Raw genomic sequence first — 19,047 nt, 5'->3', positions numbered from 1 at the left:
CCTAAACTAATAATATATACTATTTAAGAAATCTGTTATGCCAACTTTCGCTAGCAGGAACTTCCCAGTTTTCGTTATACTCGGCGATATTTGTTACTAAATTATTAAAAACAATAGTGTTTTTAGATACCGCCTTGTCTTTAGCCATTTTTCTAAATTCGCTCAAGGTTTTGTAAGCTACAAATTCGCCTTGTTTATAAGACACATTCATTTTGTCTAATAAATCGACATTGTAATCTTTTTCTAATTGCTGAATAAAATGAACAGAAGCATCTACAGAACACCCTGTGGCATTATTAACTTCTTGATTTAGACCAAGAATGATAAAACGCTTATATTTTATTTCGTAACCTGCACTTAAATCGGCACCATGAGCGGTCCAATTTTCTATAAAGACATCTAATTTAGATTTTATCTCTTCTAATTCTTGATCATTAAATGAACGATTTGCTTGATAAATCCAAATCTTTGAAGTTTCTGGTAATGTATTAAAATCTACTAACATCTTTTTTTAACTATGTTTTAATCTGTAATTTGTTTGTTAAGAATTCTGCTAAGAATTTCTATAAATCTTGTGCATTTGCAATAAGCTCGGCTATATCCATAACTTCTACGTCGGCCTCTTTATCTTTTGCCTTTACACCATCCGTCATCATAGTATTACAAAACGGACACCCTGCAGCGATAATATCTGGTTTAACTTCTATGGCTTGTTCGGTACGCTCTACATTCACTTCTTTATCTCCTTTTTCTGCATCTTTAAACATTTGCGCACCACCTGCTCCACAACATAATCCTTTGCTTTTACAGTTTTTCATTTCAACCAATTCGGCTTCTAATTTCTTAATAAGATCCCTAGGTGCTTCGTACACATTATTGGCACGACCTAAATAACACGGATCGTGGAATGTAATACGTTTCCCTTTGTATTGTCCACCTTCAATGCTTAATTTCCCTTCTTCTAATAGAGATTTCAAAAACTGAGTATGGTGCATAACCTCATAATTCCCACCTAATTGAGGATATTCATTTTTGATGGTATTAAAGCAATGCGGACATGCTGTTACGATTTTTTTAACCTCGTAAGCATTTAAAACTTCGATATTTGAAACCGCTTGCATTTGGAATAAAAACTCGTTTCCTGCACGTTTTGCTGGATCTCCAGTACAACTCTCCTCCGTACCTAAAACCGCAAAATCTACATTCGCCTTGTTTAATAACTTTACAAATGCTTTGGTGATTTTTTTTGCTCTATCATCAAAACTTCCGGCACAGCCTACCCAAAATAAAACATCTGGTTGCTTACCTTGAGCCATATATTCTGCCATAGTAGGCACTTTTAGTAATTCGCTCATTTATCTATTCTGATTTAATGTATATATTAACTTTAAGCATAATATACTTATTCGTCTTTCCAGTTTAAACGGTCCATTTGGTTATAAGGCCAAGGGGCACCATTATTTTCTATGTTTGTCATCATGTTATTTAATTCTGCTGGAGCAGCAGACTGTTCCATAACTAAATATCGTCTCATGTCTATAATTATCGATAAAGGATCGATACTTATTGGACAAGCTTCTACACAAGCATTACAAGAAGTACAAGCCCAAAGTTCTTCATTAGTAATATAATCGCCCAACAATTGTTTCCCGTCGTCGTTAAAGACACCATTATTAGCATCTATATTCTTACCAACTTCTTCCAAACGATCTCTCGTATCCATCATGATTTTACGAGGCGATAACTTTTTTCCTGTTTGGTTGGCAGGACACTCACTAGTACAGCGCCCACATTCGGTACACGTATATGCATTTAATAGCTGTACCCAATTTAAGTATTGCACATCGCTAGCTCCAAATTTTGAAATGTCTTCTTCAGCTTCACTTTCTGCTGGAGCCGCGAATGGATCGGCATTAGGATCCATCATAAGCATGACTTCTTTCGTTACCGCTTCAAGATTATCTAACTGACCTTTTGGTTTAACTTTTCCGTAATACGTATTTGGAAAAGCTAATAAAATATGTAAGTGCTTGGAATAGTATAAATAATTTAAGAAGGCTAGAATGCCGATAATATGAAACCACCATGCGCTTCTTTCTATAATATGTAGCGTAGTTTCTGAAAGCGTACTAAATAATGGAGCTATAAACTGACTGATTACATTACCGTTATTCATGGCCTGAAAATGAGCATCGGTAGCATTCATAACAAGAAACAATACCATTAGCACCATTTCAATATATAAAATAATGTTTCCATCATGCTTTGGCCATCCTTTCATTTCAGATTTCCAGAACCGCTGTAATTTTATTACGTTTCTTCGAATCCAAAATATAATGACAGAGACCAATACCAAAAAGGCTAGAATTTCGAAAGCACCAATTAATACACCATATAAACTGCCTATAGAAGAGAATATTCTATGTGTTCCAAAAAGCCCATCGATAATAATTTCTAAAACTTCGATATTTATAATTACAAACCCAACATACACAACAATGTGTAAAAAACCTGCAATAGGTCGTTTAACCATTTTACTTTGCCCTAGAGCAATCATGGCCATATTTTTCCAACGTTGTGAAGTATGATCACTAACATCGACATCTTGACCAAGCTTAATGTTACGGACTAATTTTTTTACGTTTTTCGCAAAATAACCGATTCCGACAATTAATAGTATTGCAAATAATATGTTAGGAATGATGCTCATATGTTTTAGTTAGTTGTGGTTGGCTGGACGTCTACATTTAAACCGTTATCATCGGCTTGGTTTTCTTCAGCATCAAAATTACCTGGTCTTTTTCCGAATAAAGAAAAATGCACATAGCGTTTTGGGTTTAATTTCATGTCCTGAAGTAATTGTTCTAATTGAAGCGATGCCCCTTCTAAGTTACTATACAATTTATCGTCTTTTAACAATTTCCCTAAAGAACCTTCTCCATTATTAACATCGGCTAAAACACCGTTAAAAGTTGATAAGGTTTCTTCTAAATTGTTTACAACAGCAGAAAAGTTAGTCGCCGCTAAAGAATCTGAAATTTTAGAAATATTAGTAGAAGCATTACTAAAATTAGTAAGTGTTGTATTTAAATTTTCTCGGTTATCTGCTATAACACCGTTTAAACTATTAGATGTTTTTTGAAACGAAGAAATTGTTTGGTCTAAAGACGCAATAGCATTTTGTAAACTCGATTTAGTCTTTTCGTCGAAAATACTATTTACATTTAAAAGTAAGGAGTCTGCATTATTCGTTAACGATTCTATTTTTTCCTGTAGTGGAGCTAATTTTTCTCCAACAATATCTGTTAGACCAGATTTTCTTGAAGCCATTAGATAATCGTTGTCTTTAGCGACTTCTGCATTATCCAACGCAGGCACGATAGCCACAGACTTACCACCAATTAAACTGGTATCATACAACTCCGCTTTACTATTCTTTGAAAAAGAATAATCATTATCGATTATTAGTGTCACTAACAATTTAGCATCCTCTTGTAACGTAATGTCTTTTACATTACCGACTTGTAACCCGTTAATGGTTACCGGTGTTGAAGGTGTTAGCCCTTCTACATTTTCATATATTACATAAAATGTTCTGGAAGATGAAAATAAATTTACACCCTTCAAAAAGTTTATCCCAAATATTAAAAATAATACTCCAGCAATAACTAGGATAGCTGTTTTAACTTCTCTTGATATCTTCAAAGCAATGATTTTAGTTTATAAACAAAATTAGAAATAATAAAATTAGAATACACTTAATTTGATGTACTAATTTAGCACTTTGTCCAAATGCACTTGCTCACCATTTTTAAATGCAACAATAAAACTTGTATCAAACCCTTTGGCTTTGGCGTGAATAAGCAAATCTTTTATTACAGAATAATCTGACGTATTACCGTAATAATATTTATAAATCGCACCTATTTTATCTCTAGATACTGTGCTTAAACCATTAAAATTAAAAGGTTTTGTTTCCAATTTCTTAGAGCTCGCTGCAATTTGCACTTTAAAAACGACATCGCTATATGGTTCCGAGGTTTCCGTATCTTCAAGATCATCATCTTTACTAATGGCTTGCACTCTTGGTGCACCAATATTTTCACCAATGTTTAAATCTAACGATGTTTTGTATTCTAAAATAGCATCTTTTATAGCTGTCGAAATTTCTGTTTGCCCCTTACTAGAGTTTAAATAACGGCCTTCTTCACTATTTGTAATAAATCCAGTTTCAATAAGCACACTTGGCATATATGTATTATGCATTACCCATAAACTGGCTTGCTTAACCCCACGACTTTTACGTTTAAGTTTATTCGCAAAATTACTTTCAATCATTCCTGCAAGCATAATACTGTAATCAATATAATCTTCTTGCATTAATGTTAAACCAATTAATGATTCAGGTGCGTTAGGATTAAATCCGTCGTAATGTGTTTCGTAATCATCCTCTAATAGAATTACTTCGTTTTCCTGTTTGGCAACATCAAAATTACGCTTGGTATTAGCAACTCCTACCACATAAGTCTCAGTTCCAGAAGCTTGAGAATGGTGAGCATTACAATGTACAGATACAAATAAATCGGCATCGGCTTGATTTGCTATTTGAGCCCGACCTCTTAAAGTAACGAAGACATCGGTTTTTCGGGTATAAATCACTTTTATATCCTTGTTTTTTTCTAACTCTGCTCCTATTTTTAAAACAATTTTTAAAGCCACTTCTTTCTCGGTAAACCCATATTTGGTAGGTTTTCCGGGGTCGTGACCACCATGACCAGCATCTAAAACAACTACAAATTTACTAGAATAGAGCGGTTTATCACTTTTAAAGGAGGTTAATAAGATTATTGAGATAAAGGATAAAAAAAATAATATGGATTTTGTTTTCATATAGACTATAACACTTAAGGCATCTGTTTATTATTAAAATTTAGTGAATATTAATCAATCACAAAAAAATATATGTAATTTTGGCCTTTCATACACTAAACCTGACTTTACAAAAATACATTTAAAAGCATTGCGTACAAACTACTTTCAAATACTTTTAGCTTTAAGTTTTACAGTGCTCATAAACACGACTGTCTTTTCTCAAGACCTACCAACCCGCGCTAAGGTTATACAACCTATTACTCAAGACATTCCACTTTATACACCAAGTATAAGTGTAGATTCCGTTGCTGTAAAAAGCATAACCGAGGCTGCTCAAGATACTATAAGGTTGGATAGCGTAAAACTTAAAAAAGAATTTCTAACCGATAATGTCAAATATCACGCCAAAGACTATTCGTCTTTCAACCGCTTAGAGCAAAAATTATACTTATATAATGAGGCCGAAGTAGATTATCAAGACATGAATATTAAGGCAGGAGTGATTGTTATTGACTACAGTAAAAATGAAGTTTATGCTGGTCGGATACAAGATACCTCCGGAGTTTTAACTCAAAAACCAGTATTTACACAAGGACAAAGCGTTGTTGAACCCGATTCAATTCGGTTTAATTTTGATACTAAAAAAGCTTTAATTTTTAATTCTAAAACAGAACAAAGCGGATTTAATATTCTAGCACCTATAGTAAAAAAGGAAAATGATTCTGTCGTTTTTATGGCGAAAGCTCGTTTTACGACTTCTGAAGATGTAGAAGATCCAGATTACTATTTTAAGGCGAGTAAAATTAAATTTGTTCCAGGTAAAAAGATAGTTGTTGGACCAACACATATGGTTATTGCTAATGTGCCTACACCAATTGCTGTGCCTTTCGGATTTTTCCCATTAACAGATACTCAAACTTCTGGTATTATAATACCTACTTTTGGAGAAGATAGTACCAGAGGATATTTTCTTCAAAATGGAGGTTACTATTTTGCTATAAGCGATTATGTAGATTTAGCCCTTTTAGCAGATTACTATACCAATGGGAGTTATGGATTTAGAGCAGAGACCACTTACGCTACGAAGTATAAATTTAGAGGTAGCGCAGCGTTTAGATACGAGAGCTTAATTAATAGTGAAAAAGGGTTTCCAGATTACTCAAAATCTACTGTATATAACATTCGCTGGTCGCACAGTCAAGATTCTAAATCGAATCCTAATTCTAGTTTTTCTGCATCGGTAAACTTAGGTAGTAGTTCCTACTATCAGCAGTCTGTAAATCAGATAAACACGGGTAACTTTTTAAATAATACGCTGTCTTCATCTGTATCGTACTCAAAATCTTTTACGGGAGAGCCACAAGTTAATTTAAGTGTTACTGCAACGCACTCTCAAAACACACAGACCGAACAGATAAACATGACCTTACCAACCTTTCAAGGAAGTGTAGGACGTGTATTTCCTTTTGCTCCAAAAACAGGTTCTTCAAAAGGAATTATTCAAAATATAAATTTTCAATACTCTGTCCGTGCCGAAAATCAAATTCAAACAACGGACTCTTTGTTCTTTAAACCTGAAATGTTCGAAGACGCAAGAGCTGGGGTACAACACAATATTCCGTTAAGCACAAACTTTAAATTATTTAAGCATTTTAGTTTAAGTGCAGGATCGACTTTCCAAGAAAACTGGACGTTTAAAACCGTTGAGAAATATTACGATCAGGATACAGATGAAGTGATTACCGAATCAGTTAATGGCTTTGACGCTTATAGAACGTATAATTTTAGTACCAGTTTAGGAACAACTATTTATGGAATGTTCGATTTTAAGAAAGAAGGCGAAAATCCAAAAATACAAGCCATTAGACACGTTATTAGACCTGCAATTAGTTATAACATTAATCCGTCTTTCGATCAGTATTACGACACGTACGATGTAATTTCTGCCGATGGAACTACGCAAGATTCGTATTCTAGATTTGAAGAAAGTATATTTGGATCTCCTAATCAGAACTTTTCTTCGTCTATAGGACTGTCGCTTGCCAATAATTTCGAAGCCAAAGTAAGAGACAAAGACACTACGGCTACCGAAGCTAAAAAAGTGATGTTACTTAATAACTTAAATTTTTCTACCTCTTATAATATTGCAGGAGATTCTTTACAGTGGAGCCCAGTCCGTGTTAGTGGTGGTACTCAAATTTTGAATAACAAAATGAATATTAATTTCGGGGCTACATTAGACCCATATGCTTTAGATAATAACAATAATAAAGTAGACGTTTACAATATTAATAATAATGGTAGTTTATTTAGATTAACATCTGCTAACCTAACTCTAAGTTATTCGCTATCTAATGATTTATTTAGTGGAGAGAAAAAAGACGAAGAAGATCAACGTGGTATACAAGAAAATCTGCGTGGTGGTGGTCGAGCGGATGATTTGTTTGGGGTGTCGCAAGATTTTACCGACCAAAGTTTCTTTGATAATGATGACGAAGAAGATGAAGAAAAGGAAGACAACGAGTTTTATAAATTTAAAATTCCGTGGACTTTAAACTTAGCGTATGCCGTAAATTATTCGAATACGCAACGTCAAAATGAAGTGTCGTCACACTCGTTAATGTTCTCTGGAGATGTTAGTCTTTCTCCAAAATGGAGCGTTGGAGCATCTTCAGGATACGACTTTAAAAACTTAGGCTTCACGTATACCCAATTACGTTTAGAACGTGATTTAGAAAGTTGGAGAATGAATTTTAGTTGGGTCCCTTTTAGCTCTAGAAAATCTTGGTATTTCTTTATAGGAATTAAATCTAGTATTTTAAGCGACCTTAAATACGATAAACGTTTACAACCAGATCAACAACTTTAAAATTATAGATATGAAAACGATAATTACAACACCTAATGCTCCTGCTCCTATCGGACCTTATAATCAAGCTGTTTTAAAAAACGGAATGTTATATGCTTCAGGTCAAATTGCTATTAATCCTTCAACTAGCGAATTGGTTTTAGACGATATTAAAACGGAAACAAAACAAGTAATGGAAAACATAAATGCAATTTTAAAGGCAGCAGATATGACGTTTGAAGATATTATTAAAACATCGATATTTATAAGCGACATGAATAATTTTGCACAAATAAACGAAGTTTACGGTCAGTATTTCGACGAAGCAACTGCTCCTGCAAGAGAAACTGTAGAAGTTGCCAACTTACCAAAATTTGTTAATGTTGAAATTAGCTTTTTAGCATCTAAATAGAACAGATTTTTTCTTAAATTGAAGCTCAAAATTAATGTACATGCGACATTAATTTTGAGCTTTTTTTTGAAATCTACTTCCGTAAACAGAACTTAACCCGTATTTTTATAATATCACTAATCCCCATTTATATGCGTATTGAAAATGAAATTAAATTAGGCTTTAAAGATGTTATGTTTCGCCCAAAACGATCGACCTTAAAAAGTCGTTCGCAAGTTAGTTTGGAGCGCGAATTTACATTTTTACACAGTCAGAAAACTTGGACGGGTGTGCCAATAATGGCGGCTAATATGGATACTGTAGGAACGTTTCCTTTAGCTCTAGCATTAGCAAAACAAAAACTTTTTACTGCTATACATAAACATTATAGTTTCCAAGATTGGGATCAGTTTTTAACTGATGCTCCAGAACATATAGAAAATTATATTGCCGTTAGTACAGGAACAGGCAGTAAAGACATAGAGAAATTAAGACAAATTTTTGATAAACATCCTAAACTTCAATTTATCTGTATAGATGTCGCAAACGGGTATTCTGAACATTTCGTGAAATTTGTAAAAAAGACAAGAGCACAATTTCCAGACAAAATTATAATCGCTGGAAATGTAGTTACTGGAGAAATGGTTGAAGAATTAATACTGTCTGGTGCCGATATCGTAAAAGTTGGAATTGGCCCAGGATCAGTATGTACAACTCGAGTAAAAACCGGAGTGGGTTACCCGCAATTATCTGCTATTATAGAATGTGCCGACGCCGCACATGGTTTAGGCGGACAAATAATTAGTGATGGTGGTTGCGCTGTTCCAGGAGACGTATCTAAGGCCTTTGGTGCTGGTGCAGATTTTGTTATGCTAGGTGGAATGCTTGCTGGACATGAAGAAAGTGGAGGAAAATTAATTGAAATAGAAGGTAAACCTTACAAACAATTTTATGGTATGAGTAGCAAAACTGCGATGGATAAATATGTGGGTGGTGTTGCCGAATATAGAGCGAGTGAAGGTAAAACGGTTAAAGTCCCTTTTAAAGGTCCGGTAGATGATACCCTTCACGACATTTTAGGTGGTATTAGGAGTACCTGTACCTACGTAGGCGCTAAACGTTTAAAAGAACTTACTAAGCGTACTACATTTATTCGGGTGTCAGAACAAGAAAATCAGGTATATACTTTATAATTTATATATCTTTTTTTTTCAAACAGATATAGGAATTAAAACAAAAAATCTCGAGTCTATGCGCTCGAGATTTTTTGTTTTAACCTGTATAGTTACTTTTCTAATAATTCATAATTTTATTAACTACCAACTGTCTTATGCCCTCGGCGTCTTCTAATTTATACTGAATTTGTCTAATTTTCTCTGTAGGCTCGTTATTTTCATATATCGGGAAACGCTGAATAAAGGTTCCTTCAACCATTGCAAATTCGTCATAACCTTGATAACCTTGATTTGTTTCTGCACTATCTGAAACCTTAGGGATATTAATCTTACTTAACGATTTTCCATTATTTACAGAAAACCCAATAACTTCCCCAATGTTATGCACACCAGATTTGGTATATATTAATAGCTCCGGAAAAGTATCGTTATTTAAATCGTCTACTTCTGCATTAATAATTTCGCCAGTTACCGTATAAGTTTCTGAAGCACCTGCTTCTAAGCCTTCTGGAGTAACGGTTACCATACCGTCTTTTTCTTCAATTAAAAATAAGATGTTATTATACTCTAAAGATTTAGAATAACCTGTTTTATCTATTTGTTTTGGATCTAAATCACCGTCTATTTTAGAATACGTATCGGCTAAACTCGCACCACCCGAACAAAAATAGGCCAATTTGTCTGTAGCCATTTCAGACATGGTTGAGATGCTTACCTCATTATCTGTGAACGTGAATACTATATTGATACCATTTTCGGAAACTTTTAATGTATTCTCGTCGCTAACATATCCAATCGCATCAAAAGTACAGGTCTCCCTTTTTTTGTCGGCTCTAGAACGGACAGATAACTTGACTCTAAATCTATCAATGGGCTTAACAATTACAGCTACCCAGTCGTTACCTTCACCCCTCATATCGTAATCACCAGTTACAAAATTACCATAGTGATTGCTATTAAATTTAGAAATTGCAACCTCTTTTTCAACCTTAACTTCGGTAGTTTTTAAAGATCCTTTTGCAATAGTTTCATCATTTTTGCTCCAAACAAACTCACTACCTTTTGTCCACAGTGCATATCCATCTTCGCCTTGGTATTTAATGCCACTACCACTATCTACACGTTGTAACGCATATTCTTTATTTTCTTTAGAATCATGTACTGTAATTTTACCATCGGTACTTCCTGGATTGGCAATAACCACAAATTCATGCTTTTTATCGTTAGAAATAAAAATAGTAGACGAGCTAGAATCTGCTAGTTGAGCTACGGCTACACTTCCGTTTTTTTCTTGGTTACAAGAAGAGAAACTTAACGATATAACTAAAGCACTGGCAATGAAATGATACTTATTAAAAGAAAGCATACGTTGCATTTTAGAAAGTTAAAGTGTTAAATTTAGTTAATAAATAAATCAATATCTAAATTTAATTTGAAAAAGTTAAAACGAAAATATGGCCATATTTACCCTTAATGGCATGTAAATTAACCATGTTTTGAAACTTAAATGGAACTAACCATTAATGCCAATACTTTATGGTATCATGGAGATAAACGCTCTTTTGTCCAATCGTAATTATCTTCCAATTTATAGCGAATGCGATCATGCAATCTATTTGGTCTTCCTTGCCAAAACTCTAGTTCTACTGGTCGCACTATAAATCCGCCCCAATACTCTGGTCTAGGAATTTCTTTACCTGTAAACGATTCTTCTAAAGCTTTTAAATTAAGATCTAAAACATCGCGACTTTCTATAACTTCGCTTTGTTGCGAGACTATAGCTCCCAATTGACTGCCTCTTGGTCGAGACTCGAAATAGCCATCGCTCATATTTTCAGGAATCTTTTCTGCTTTACCTTTAATAATAATTTGACGTTCGGCTTTTGGCCAAAAGAAGGATAAACATACATTAGGATTCGCTAAAATAGCTTTACCTTTTTCACTTTCATAATTGGTATAAAATATAAAACCTTCGTAAGTGTATCGTTTTAAAAGCACGACTCTACTTTTTGGAAATCCGTCTAATCCAATGGTAGAAACTGTCATCGCATTAGTTTCATCTTCTAAAAAATGTTGATCTACTTCTAAAAACCAACTTCTGAATAATTCTAACGGATTTTCGGGCGTGTCTTCTGTAAGCAATTCACGCTTCTCGTAAACTTTTCTATAGTTACTTAAATCTTGTTCTTCCATAGTTCAATCTAATTACAGATTATATTTGAAATACTTTTCCTGCCGCCGCAATATCTACCGGTTGATAAACTTCCTGAGCTTCACATTTAAATTCATTTAAATCGTCGTAACGCGTTGAAAAATGACCTAAAACAAGTTGTTTTGCTTGGGCTTGCTTAGCAATACTAGCGGCTTGTTTTGCCGTACAGTGTTTTGTTGGAAAGGCGTTTTTTTCGTGTTTTTCTAAAAAAGTGGATTCGTGATATAATAAATCGACATCTTTTATAATGGGCACAATAGACTCATTATACACGGTATCACTACAAAACGCGTAACTTTTTGTTGGTGTCGGATCTGTGGTTAAGTCTTCATTTTTAACTAAAACTCCCGCTTCATTAATAACGTCTGCTCCTTGCTTTAATTTTCTGTAGTACGCCACATCAATGTCATTATTTAGAATGGCATTCATATCCAGTTTACGTTCACCCACTTTTTCCTTAAATAAGAATCCGTTAGTATATACGCGATGTTTAAGTGGTATGGTGTGCACTTCTACTGTGTCGTCTTCATAAATGAGTTCGGATTCTTTAGACGTTAATTCATGAAAGATTAACTTAAAATTAGTCCATGATCCGCCTAATTTCATTTGAAGCATAATCACTTCTTCTAATCCCTTCGGACCGTAAATATGTAAATCGGTATCCCGTGTTAAGAGTCTAAACGTTGAGACTAATCCTATAAGTCCGAAATAATGATCGCCATGAAGATGTGATATAAATATATGTTTAATCCGGTTAAATTTAACCTTATATTTTCTAAGTTGTACCTGCGTCCCTTCACCACAGTCAATTAAAAACACATGATTCTTAATTTCTAAAACTTGAGCCGTTTGATGTGCCGAAATACGTGGCGTTGCACTATGACAACCTAGAATTGTTAATTGCATAATTTAAAATCCTAAATCTCTTTCCATGTCTTCCATTTCAATAATATCGTAGGCTTCTTTTAACGTTGGCACTACAATAATTTCGTCTGGCGTATCGTCTAATTTAATCTTATCGGTTACCAGCACAAAAGAATGTTTCGCCTTTCTGTGACTATTTGAAACCTGAAGAAATTCTACAACACTTTCTAAAGTTAATGTATCTATAGACGACAGATTTACTATAATGTTATCGTTTTTAAACTTTGGGTATAACGCTTCAATTTTTTTAACCAACTCGATTGGCGTAGCCTTTTCTTGAGTAATTATTGTAGTGTTACCTTCTGTATTTAAAATCATGATTACTGTTTTATTTTTGAAGCTAATAAATATATTACAGCCATCCTAATTGCTACTCCGTTTTCGACCTGATCAAGAATAATAGCTTGATTAGAATCTGCTACGTCACTAGTAATTTCTACCCCACGATTTATTGGTCCTGGGTGCATAATTACAATCTCTTTATTTAAGCTATCTAGCAAAGCTTTATCGACTCCAAATTGCTGAGTATATTCTCTAGTTGAAGGAAAATAACTGATATCCATACGTTCGTTTTGAACGCGAAGCATATTCGCTACATCACACCATTCCAAAGCTTTACGTAAGTCTGTTTCAACTTTTACTCCAAGCTTATCTATATACTTAGGGATTAATGTTTTTGGTCCGCAAACCATTACTTTTGCTCCCTGAAGTTGTAATGCATAAATGTTTGAAAGGGCAACTCTACTATGTAAAATATCGCCAACTATCACCACTTTTTTTCCTTTAACTTCTCCTAATCTTTCACGAATAGAATAAGAATCTAGTAATGCCTGTGTAGGATGTTCGTGAGCACCATCTCCAGCATTAACAATACTCGCATTAACATGTTTGGAAAGAAATACACCTGCTCCAGGATTTGGATGGCGCATTACAACCATATCTACTTTCATAGATAGAATGTTGTTCACTGTATCGATTAAAGTTTCTCCTTTTTTAACTGAAGATTGTCCGGCAGAGAAATTAATAACATCTGCAGATAATCGTTTTTCTGCCAATTCGAAAGATAATTTCGTACGTGTAGAATTTTCGAAAAACAGATTGGCAATGGTAATGTCTCGAAGTGAAGGCACTTTTTTAATGGGCCTATTGATAACTTCTTTAAAATGATCGGCAGTTTCAAAAATTAACTGAATATCTTCTTTATCAAGATATTTAATACCTAGTAAGTGATTTACACTTAATTCGCTCATCTTAGTTCTAATTATTAATTAAGTACACAGCATCCTCCTCGGCTTGTTCCTGCCATTGTACAATTACTTTTTCTTTATTTATTGCATCTACTTGTCGGCCACGATAATTAGGCTGTATAGGTAGGTGTCTGCTAAAGCGTCTATCTATTAACGTTAATAGTTCTATTTCTTCTGGTCTACCAAAAGATTGAATTGCAGTTAGTGCCGCACGTATGCTACGTCCAGTATATAAAACATCGTCAATAAAAACGACATTTTTATTTTCGACTACAAAATTAATTTCTGTGGTATTGGCTTCCAAAGGTTTGTCGCTTCTTCTAAAATCGTCTCGATAAAAAGTAATATCCAAAAGGCCTAGTTCAAGGTCTTTAATTTTATATTCTTCTACAAGAATTTTAGCTAACCGTTTTGCTAAAAATTTTCCTCTAGGTTGTAATCCTATTAAAACGGTATTTGAAAAATCGTTATGTTTTTCAATAAGTTGACAAGCCAATCGATGAAGAATGATGTTTACCTCTGTTGCATTAAGTAACACTTTTTGACTCATATTGTTTCCAAACGTATTTACTAAACAAAGGTAAGGTAAAAATTTAATAATACGGATTGCCTTTAATACAAAACATAAAAAAAGCCTTCCAAATAATGGAAGGCTTTTAAGTTATAAATAGTTAGGAAAATTATTTCCCTTCCATTTTATCTTTAAGAGCTTGTAAAGCATCGTTAGCATCACCTAAAGTTGGTTTAGCTTCAGAAGCTTGAGCTGTTTGTTTTTTAACAGCAGCTTTTACATTTGCAATCTCTTCTTCTTTAAAAATAGCAGTATGAGAAGCAACTACTCTTTTAAATTCTTTGTTAAATTCAATGATTTTGAATTCAGCAGAATCTCCTTTACCAAGTTTCTTACCATCTTCTTGCTCTAAATGACGAGAAGGAACGAAAGCAACGATATCTTCGTTAAAGTCGATTGTAGCACCTTTATCTACTACTTCAGAAATTTCAGCTGTGTGAACAGTTCCTACAGCAAATTCAGTTTCATACTTATCCCAAGGATTAGGAGTTGTTTGTTTGTGACCTAAAGATAATTTACGTCCTTCAACATCTAACTCAAGTACAACAACTTCTAATTTGTCTCCAACAGCACAGAACTCAGATGGATGTTTGATTTTCTTAGTCCAAGATAAATCAGAGATGTAAATTAATCCATCGATACCTTCTTCTAATTCAACAAAAACACCAAAGTTTGTAAAGTTACGTACGATACCTGTATGCTTAGAGCTTAATGGGTATTTAGTAGTAATATCTGTCCATGGATCTGGAGTTAATTGCTTAATACCAAGAGACATTTTACGCTCTTCTCTATCTAGAGTTAAGATAACTGCTTCAACTTCGTCTCCAACAGATACGAAATCTTGAGCTGAACGTAAGTGCGTAGACCAAGACATTTCAGAAACGTGAACTAAACCTTCAACACCTTCTGCAACTTCGATAAATGCACCGTAATCTGCGATTACAACAACTTTACCTTTAACTTTGTCACCAACTTTAACTTCTTCACCTAAAGCATCCCATGGGTGCTTAGATAATTGCTTAAGACCTAATTGGATTCTTGATTTATCTTCATCGAAGTCAAGAATAACAACGTTTAATTTTTGATCTAATTCAACGATTTCGTTAGGGTGATTAATTCTAGACCAAGAAAGATCTGTAATGTGAATTAATCCGTCTACTCCACCAAGGTCGATGAATACACCGTAAGAAGTAATGTTTTTAACAACACCTTCTAATACTTGACCTTTTTCTAATTGACCAATAATTTCTTTTTTCTGTTCTTCAATATCAGCTTCAATAAGCGCTTTATGAGACACAACAACGTTTTTAAATTCGTGGTTGATTTTCACAACTTTGAATTCCATTGTTTTGTTTACATACTGATCGTAATCTCTAATTGGCTTAACATCGATTTGAGAACCTGGTAAGAATGCTTCAATACCAAATACGTCAACGATCATACCACCCTTAGTTCTACACTTAACAAAACCGTTAACGATTTCACCAGTATCATGAGCGTTATTTACGCGATCCCATGCTTTAATTACACGAGCTTTTCTGTGAGATAATACTAATTGACCAGTTGCGTCTTCACGAACATCAATTAATACTTCTACTTTGTCACCAACTGCTAAGTTCGGGTTGTAACGGAATTCGTTTAACGAAATTACACCTTCAGATTTAGCGTTAATGTCAATAATAGCATCACGGTCAGAAAGGTGTACTACAGTTCCTTCTACCACTTCGTCGTTTAATGTATCAACGAAATTTTCTGCTACTAATTTTTCAAATTCTTGTAATTGCTTGTCATCAACTTCGTCAATACCTTCTTGGTAGTTGTGCCAGTTAAAGTCTGCTAAGAATTTTTCAGGGTTTGCTTGAGCTTCAGATACTTTTGGAGCTTCTACATTTTGTGCTTCAGTTGCTTCAACTTCAGCTTGTTTTGCTTTTTCAGCCATTTAAAATAAATTAATAATGCATTTGTTTTGCTTTCGCACAAATGACATTACATCTTGTATCCTATATGTTCTTGGAAGAATTAAGCGACAAACACATAGAAGTGTTATATATAATTTTTTCAGTTCCTCTTATCTTTCCAACTGTCGCTAAAAGGAGTGCAAAATTAATTATATTTTTTAAAATAGCCTAATATTTGTTATTTAAATTAAACAACTGAAAACAAGTTAGTTATTAAACTAATTCCATATCTCCTTAAAGTTAAGTTTACAACTTATATATTTAAGATAAATTATAACTATTATCTCACTTAAACTACCTCTCTTCTAAGTTACCATATAGCACACCTTAAAACGATTTTAACCTGATATAATACTAACTTAATCTTTCCAATATACTTTTAAATATATTATATAGTAGGTTACCAGTAAATACATTATATAGTATCTAAATTATAAACTGCCCCTTGTTCACTCTATTAATTGACTACAAATTCTACACCGAATGTTAAGATTGTTATTTATACTTTCATTTTTAATTAATAAAAATTTCAACTACTTTTAAAAGAAAATTAATATATTGTATTCATAAAAATCAAACTTAATTATGGCAGTAAAATCAAAATATCAAGACGTTCTTGACTTAGGAGAATCGCTTAACATTCAAAATGGGGATGTATCTGAAGAAAATGGTGTATTAAAAGTAAAAGGTACAGCACAAACTCAGTACGAGAAAAACCTATTGTGGGATAAAATTAAAGCTATTGGTGGTGAAAACCCAACAGATATAATGGCAGATATTAAAGTAGCCGATACTAGTGTGTTCCACAAACATACCGTAAAAAGTGGTGATACTTTAGGTAAAATAGCAAAACAATATTACGGAGAAGCTTCTAAATATCAAGATATATTTAAAGCCAACACAGACATACTTAAAAATCCGGATGTAATCCATCCTGATCAAGTATTAGTAATTCCAAATTTATAATATACAGTAAGGTATAATACAGAAGAGCAATCTAACGATTGCTCTTTTTTTTATGCGTTTAAAACAGCGTTTACAAGTTTTAAAATATTCTGAAATTGATCTTCAATCGAAATGTTAGAATTATCGACTTCAATTGCATCTTCTGCTTTTACCAGTGGTGAATCTTTACGGGTACTATCTAAATGATCGCGTTTTTGAACATTCTCTAAAATGGCATCAAAAGTAATGGCTTCTCCATTGTTTTTAATTTCGTTATAACGACGCATGGCACGGGTTTGTGCCGAAGCATTCATAAAAATTTTAAGTTCGGCATCAGGGAAAACCACAGTACCAATGTCTCGTCCGTCCATTACTACAGCTTTATTCTTCCCAATTTCTTTCTGAATTTTAACCAACTGCTTTCTTACTTCAGGAACCGCAGCAACGGTACTTACTAAATTAGAGACTTCTAAAGTCCGTATATTTTTCTCAATATTCTCATTGTTTAAATACACTTCGGCAAAGCCTAAATCGTCGTTAAACTTAAAAGACACATTAGCATTTGGTAAATCTGAAATTAAACCATCTCTATCAAAATGTTCGGTAGAAATCCTACCCTGTTTCATAGCAAAATATGTAATTGCACGATACATTGCTCCAGAATCTACATACACATAACCTAATGATTTGGCTAGTAATTTGGCAATGGTGCTTTTTCCTGTAGATGAAAAGCCGTCGATAGCAATAGTAATATCTTTCATTATTGTAAATCTATATTTAATCCGAAAAAGCTAGAACTGGACGCGCTAGAGTATCTCGCATAGGTGTAACTAAATCGTAGTTTATTCATTTTAATTCCTATTCCTGCCGAAAGCCCAGAGAAGTTTCTCTCGTCCACAATACGTAATTCCTCTCCCCGTCTAAAACTATATCCGAATCGTAAATTGAATCCGCTTTCTGGAAACAATTCGGCCCCTATAATAGTATGACGGATCACATTTGATAAAAATCCAACATCTTCCGATGTATTATTTCCTTCTAAATCACTGGTAGAACGTGCAGGATTAGCCACAGCAATGGGCCATTGTTGTAAATTCTCGAACGTAAGGTGCCAACGAATGGGTACATTTTCTAATCTCTGAGAAAATCCCAAATCGATTTCTAAAGGTAAAGGTTCATGTTGCCCCGCGTAAGTCGTAATCTGAGTTCCTAAATTTCTTATCACTAAAGCCGCATTAAAATTTATGCTCTCATTTATATATATCGCACCAATATCTACTGCTGCTCCAAAAGACGAATACTGCTCTAGTTTGGATGTGATTAATTTTAAATTTCCACCCACATAAATATTAGATCTCCCTAATTGCGTAGCGTAACCTAAAGACAAAGCAGATTCTCCACCACTAAACGTACCGGTTTGATTTCCGTCTTCATCATAACCATCAAATTGTCCGTAATTTACATAGGTAACTCCTGCGTGAAATGTTTGTGTACGTCTGTCGTAGGTATAAGCATAAGCAGCAGTTCCGTAACTTATGGCTCCTAAATGACTGGTGTAGTTTAAGGCCAACTGATTATCCATTTCAACATTTATAGTTGCAGGATTATACAAGGCTTGCGTAACATCGTAATCGACATTTGTAATTACTTTTCCGCCTAAAGCCGCTTGACGTGGAGACGACACTAAATTTAAAAATTGATAAGTAGACTCACCTCCCAACTGTGCGGACGCGACGTAACTACAACAACCAATAAATAATAATGCCAATTTTTGCCTCATACGGGTGCAAATTAAATAAATCTTAGGTTTAAAACGTCGTTTTCTTAATTATATTTTTAGTCATCTAGAATCTTTACACTTACGTTATTTATACACTTAACTACCTTTTTATATGACCTACTGC

Annotated in this window: 18 protein-coding genes; 4 read left to right on the top strand and 14 right to left on the bottom strand. The window is 33.9% G+C overall.

Features of this window, described 5'->3' with window-relative positions:
* Positions 1-19: 19 nt before the first annotated feature.
* The 5 genes from ACKC83_RS13825 to ACKC83_RS13805 all read right to left on the bottom strand — a co-directional run bounded on the left by ACKC83_RS13825 (position 20) and on the right by ACKC83_RS13805 (position 4,890).
* Positions 20-505: an ABC transporter ATPase gene (locus tag ACKC83_RS13825; protein WP_434035963.1), complete on the bottom strand. Its 486-nt coding sequence runs from the start codon at positions 503-505 to the stop codon at positions 20-22.
* A 58-nt stretch (positions 506-563) separates the two neighbouring features.
* Complete coding sequence (locus tag ACKC83_RS13820; RefSeq protein WP_434035962.1) at positions 564-1,355, bottom strand: (Fe-S)-binding protein; 792 nt, start codon at positions 1,353-1,355, stop codon at positions 564-566.
* Between the two features lie 47 nt (positions 1,356-1,402).
* Positions 1,403-2,710, bottom strand: a complete 1,308-nt coding sequence (locus ACKC83_RS13815) for a 4Fe-4S dicluster domain-containing protein (protein ID WP_434035961.1) — start codon at positions 2,708-2,710, stop codon at positions 1,403-1,405.
* A gap of 5 nt (positions 2,711-2,715) precedes the next feature.
* Positions 2,716-3,705, bottom strand: a complete 990-nt coding sequence (locus ACKC83_RS13810; protein ID WP_414034424.1) for an MlaD family protein — start codon at positions 3,703-3,705, stop codon at positions 2,716-2,718.
* A 66-nt stretch (positions 3,706-3,771) separates the two neighbouring features.
* Positions 3,772-4,890, bottom strand: a complete 1,119-nt coding sequence (locus ACKC83_RS13805; RefSeq protein ID WP_414034423.1) for an N-acetylmuramoyl-L-alanine amidase family protein — start codon at positions 4,888-4,890, stop codon at positions 3,772-3,774.
* A gap of 130 nt (positions 4,891-5,020) precedes the next feature.
* Here ACKC83_RS13805 and ACKC83_RS13800 point away from each other — a divergent pair, with 130 nt between their 5' ends.
* From ACKC83_RS13800 to ACKC83_RS13790, 3 genes are all read left to right on the top strand, one after another.
* Positions 5,021-7,741 (top strand): putative LPS assembly protein LptD, encoded by a 2,721-nt coding sequence (locus ACKC83_RS13800; protein ID WP_434035960.1) that lies wholly within the window; start codon positions 5,021-5,023, stop codon positions 7,739-7,741.
* 10 nt (positions 7,742-7,751) lie between these two features.
* Complete coding sequence (locus ACKC83_RS13795) at positions 7,752-8,132, top strand: Rid family detoxifying hydrolase (RefSeq protein WP_414034421.1); 381 nt, start codon at positions 7,752-7,754, stop codon at positions 8,130-8,132.
* Between the two features lie 131 nt (positions 8,133-8,263).
* Complete coding sequence (locus tag ACKC83_RS13790; protein ID WP_434035959.1) at positions 8,264-9,304, top strand: GMP reductase; 1,041 nt, start codon at positions 8,264-8,266, stop codon at positions 9,302-9,304.
* Between the two features lie 100 nt (positions 9,305-9,404).
* Here the strand turns inward: ACKC83_RS13790 and ACKC83_RS13785 are convergent, their stop codons facing one another.
* From ACKC83_RS13785 to rpsA, 7 genes are all read right to left on the bottom strand, one after another.
* Positions 9,405-10,661 carry an MliC family protein gene (locus ACKC83_RS13785; RefSeq protein ID WP_434035958.1) on the bottom strand — a complete coding sequence of 419 codons (1,257 nt, stop codon included), beginning with the start codon at positions 10,659-10,661 and terminating at the stop codon, positions 9,405-9,407.
* 167 nt (positions 10,662-10,828) lie between these two features.
* On the bottom strand, positions 10,829-11,479 hold the full coding sequence (gene pdxH / locus ACKC83_RS13780; RefSeq protein WP_434035957.1) for a pyridoxamine 5'-phosphate oxidase: 651 nt from the start codon (positions 11,477-11,479) through the stop codon (positions 10,829-10,831).
* A gap of 19 nt (positions 11,480-11,498) precedes the next feature.
* The gene (locus ACKC83_RS13775; RefSeq protein ID WP_434035956.1) at positions 11,499-12,404 is read right to left on the bottom strand and encodes a ribonuclease Z; all 906 of its coding nucleotides are present in this window, start codon (positions 12,402-12,404) and stop codon (positions 11,499-11,501) included.
* Between the two features lie 3 nt (positions 12,405-12,407).
* On the bottom strand, positions 12,408-12,740 hold the full coding sequence (locus ACKC83_RS13770; protein ID WP_434035955.1) for a ribonuclease Z: 333 nt from the start codon (positions 12,738-12,740) through the stop codon (positions 12,408-12,410).
* Between the two features lie 2 nt (positions 12,741-12,742).
* The gene (locus ACKC83_RS13765) at positions 12,743-13,672 is read right to left on the bottom strand and encodes an aspartate carbamoyltransferase catalytic subunit (protein WP_434035954.1); all 930 of its coding nucleotides are present in this window, start codon (positions 13,670-13,672) and stop codon (positions 12,743-12,745) included.
* Between the two features lie 7 nt (positions 13,673-13,679).
* Positions 13,680-14,219, bottom strand: a complete 540-nt coding sequence (pyrR, locus tag ACKC83_RS13760; RefSeq protein WP_434035953.1) for a bifunctional pyr operon transcriptional regulator/uracil phosphoribosyltransferase PyrR — start codon at positions 14,217-14,219, stop codon at positions 13,680-13,682.
* A 130-nt stretch (positions 14,220-14,349) separates the two neighbouring features.
* Entirely contained in the window at positions 14,350-16,179 is a 1,830-nt protein-coding gene (gene rpsA, locus ACKC83_RS13755) for a 30S ribosomal protein S1 (RefSeq protein WP_414034413.1), read from the bottom strand.
* Positions 16,180-16,783: 604 nt separating this feature from the next.
* Between rpsA and ACKC83_RS13750 the strand changes: the two genes are divergently transcribed.
* Positions 16,784-17,164 (top strand): LysM peptidoglycan-binding domain-containing protein, encoded by a 381-nt coding sequence (locus tag ACKC83_RS13750; protein ID WP_414034412.1) that lies wholly within the window; start codon positions 16,784-16,786, stop codon positions 17,162-17,164.
* Between the two features lie 50 nt (positions 17,165-17,214).
* On the opposite strand, the gene cmk is transcribed toward ACKC83_RS13750, so the two are convergent.
* Positions 17,215-17,904, bottom strand: coding sequence for a (d)CMP kinase (cmk, locus tag ACKC83_RS13745; RefSeq protein ID WP_434035952.1), 690 nt, complete (start codon positions 17,902-17,904; stop codon positions 17,215-17,217).
* Positions 17,904-18,923 (bottom strand): type IX secretion system protein PorQ, encoded by a 1,020-nt coding sequence (porQ, locus tag ACKC83_RS13740; protein ID WP_434035951.1) that lies wholly within the window; start codon positions 18,921-18,923, stop codon positions 17,904-17,906. The genes cmk and porQ overlap by 1 nt, the downstream gene beginning before the upstream one ends.
* Positions 18,924-19,047 lie beyond the last annotated feature (124 nt).

Origin of the sequence: Formosa bonchosmolovskayae, assembly GCF_051016085.1 — a bacterium.
Taxonomy (GTDB): Bacteria; Bacteroidota; Bacteroidia; order Flavobacteriales; family Flavobacteriaceae; genus Formosa.
The sequence above is the reverse complement of the archived record's forward strand: the minus strand, read 5'-3'. Positions and strand labels throughout refer to the sequence as shown.

Bases quoted from the DNA above. Each gene is read 5' to 3' on its own strand.
- ACKC83_RS13775 (WP_434035956.1), bottom strand. From the start codon at position 12,404: ATGCAATTAACAATTCTAGGTTGTCATAGTGCAACGCCACGTATTTCG.
- porQ (WP_434035951.1), bottom strand. From the start codon at position 18,923: ATGAGGCAAAAATTGGCATTATTATTTATTGGTTGTTGTAGTTACGTC.
- pyrR (WP_434035953.1), bottom strand. From the start codon at position 14,219: ATGAGTCAAAAAGTGTTACTTAATGCAACAGAGGTAAACATCATTCTT.
- ACKC83_RS13815 (WP_434035961.1), bottom strand. From the start codon at position 2,710: ATGAGCATCATTCCTAACATATTATTTGCAATACTATTAATTGTCGGA.
- ACKC83_RS13820 (WP_434035962.1), bottom strand. From the start codon at position 1,355: ATGAGCGAATTACTAAAAGTGCCTACTATGGCAGAATATATGGCTCAA.
- rpsA (WP_414034413.1), bottom strand. From the start codon at position 16,179: ATGGCTGAAAAAGCAAAACAAGCTGAAGTTGAAGCAACTGAAGCACAA.
- pdxH (WP_434035957.1), bottom strand. From the start codon at position 11,479: ATGGAAGAACAAGATTTAAGTAACTATAGAAAAGTTTACGAGAAGCGT.
- ACKC83_RS13805 (WP_414034423.1), bottom strand. From the start codon at position 4,890: ATGAAAACAAAATCCATATTATTTTTTTTATCCTTTATCTCAATAATC.
- ACKC83_RS13825 (WP_434035963.1), bottom strand. From the start codon at position 505: ATGTTAGTAGATTTTAATACATTACCAGAAACTTCAAAGATTTGGATT.
- cmk (WP_434035952.1), bottom strand. From the start codon at position 17,904: ATGAAAGATATTACTATTGCTATCGACGGCTTTTCATCTACAGGAAAA.
- ACKC83_RS13795 (WP_414034421.1), top strand. From the start codon at position 7,752: ATGAAAACGATAATTACAACACCTAATGCTCCTGCTCCTATCGGACCT.
- ACKC83_RS13750 (WP_414034412.1), top strand. From the start codon at position 16,784: ATGGCAGTAAAATCAAAATATCAAGACGTTCTTGACTTAGGAGAATCG.
- ACKC83_RS13770 (WP_434035955.1), bottom strand. From the start codon at position 12,740: ATGATTTTAAATACAGAAGGTAACACTACAATAATTACTCAAGAAAAG.
- ACKC83_RS13785 (WP_434035958.1), bottom strand. From the start codon at position 10,661: ATGCAACGTATGCTTTCTTTTAATAAGTATCATTTCATTGCCAGTGCT.
- ACKC83_RS13765 (WP_434035954.1), bottom strand. From the start codon at position 13,672: ATGAGCGAATTAAGTGTAAATCACTTACTAGGTATTAAATATCTTGAT.
- ACKC83_RS13790 (WP_434035959.1), top strand. From the start codon at position 8,264: ATGCGTATTGAAAATGAAATTAAATTAGGCTTTAAAGATGTTATGTTT.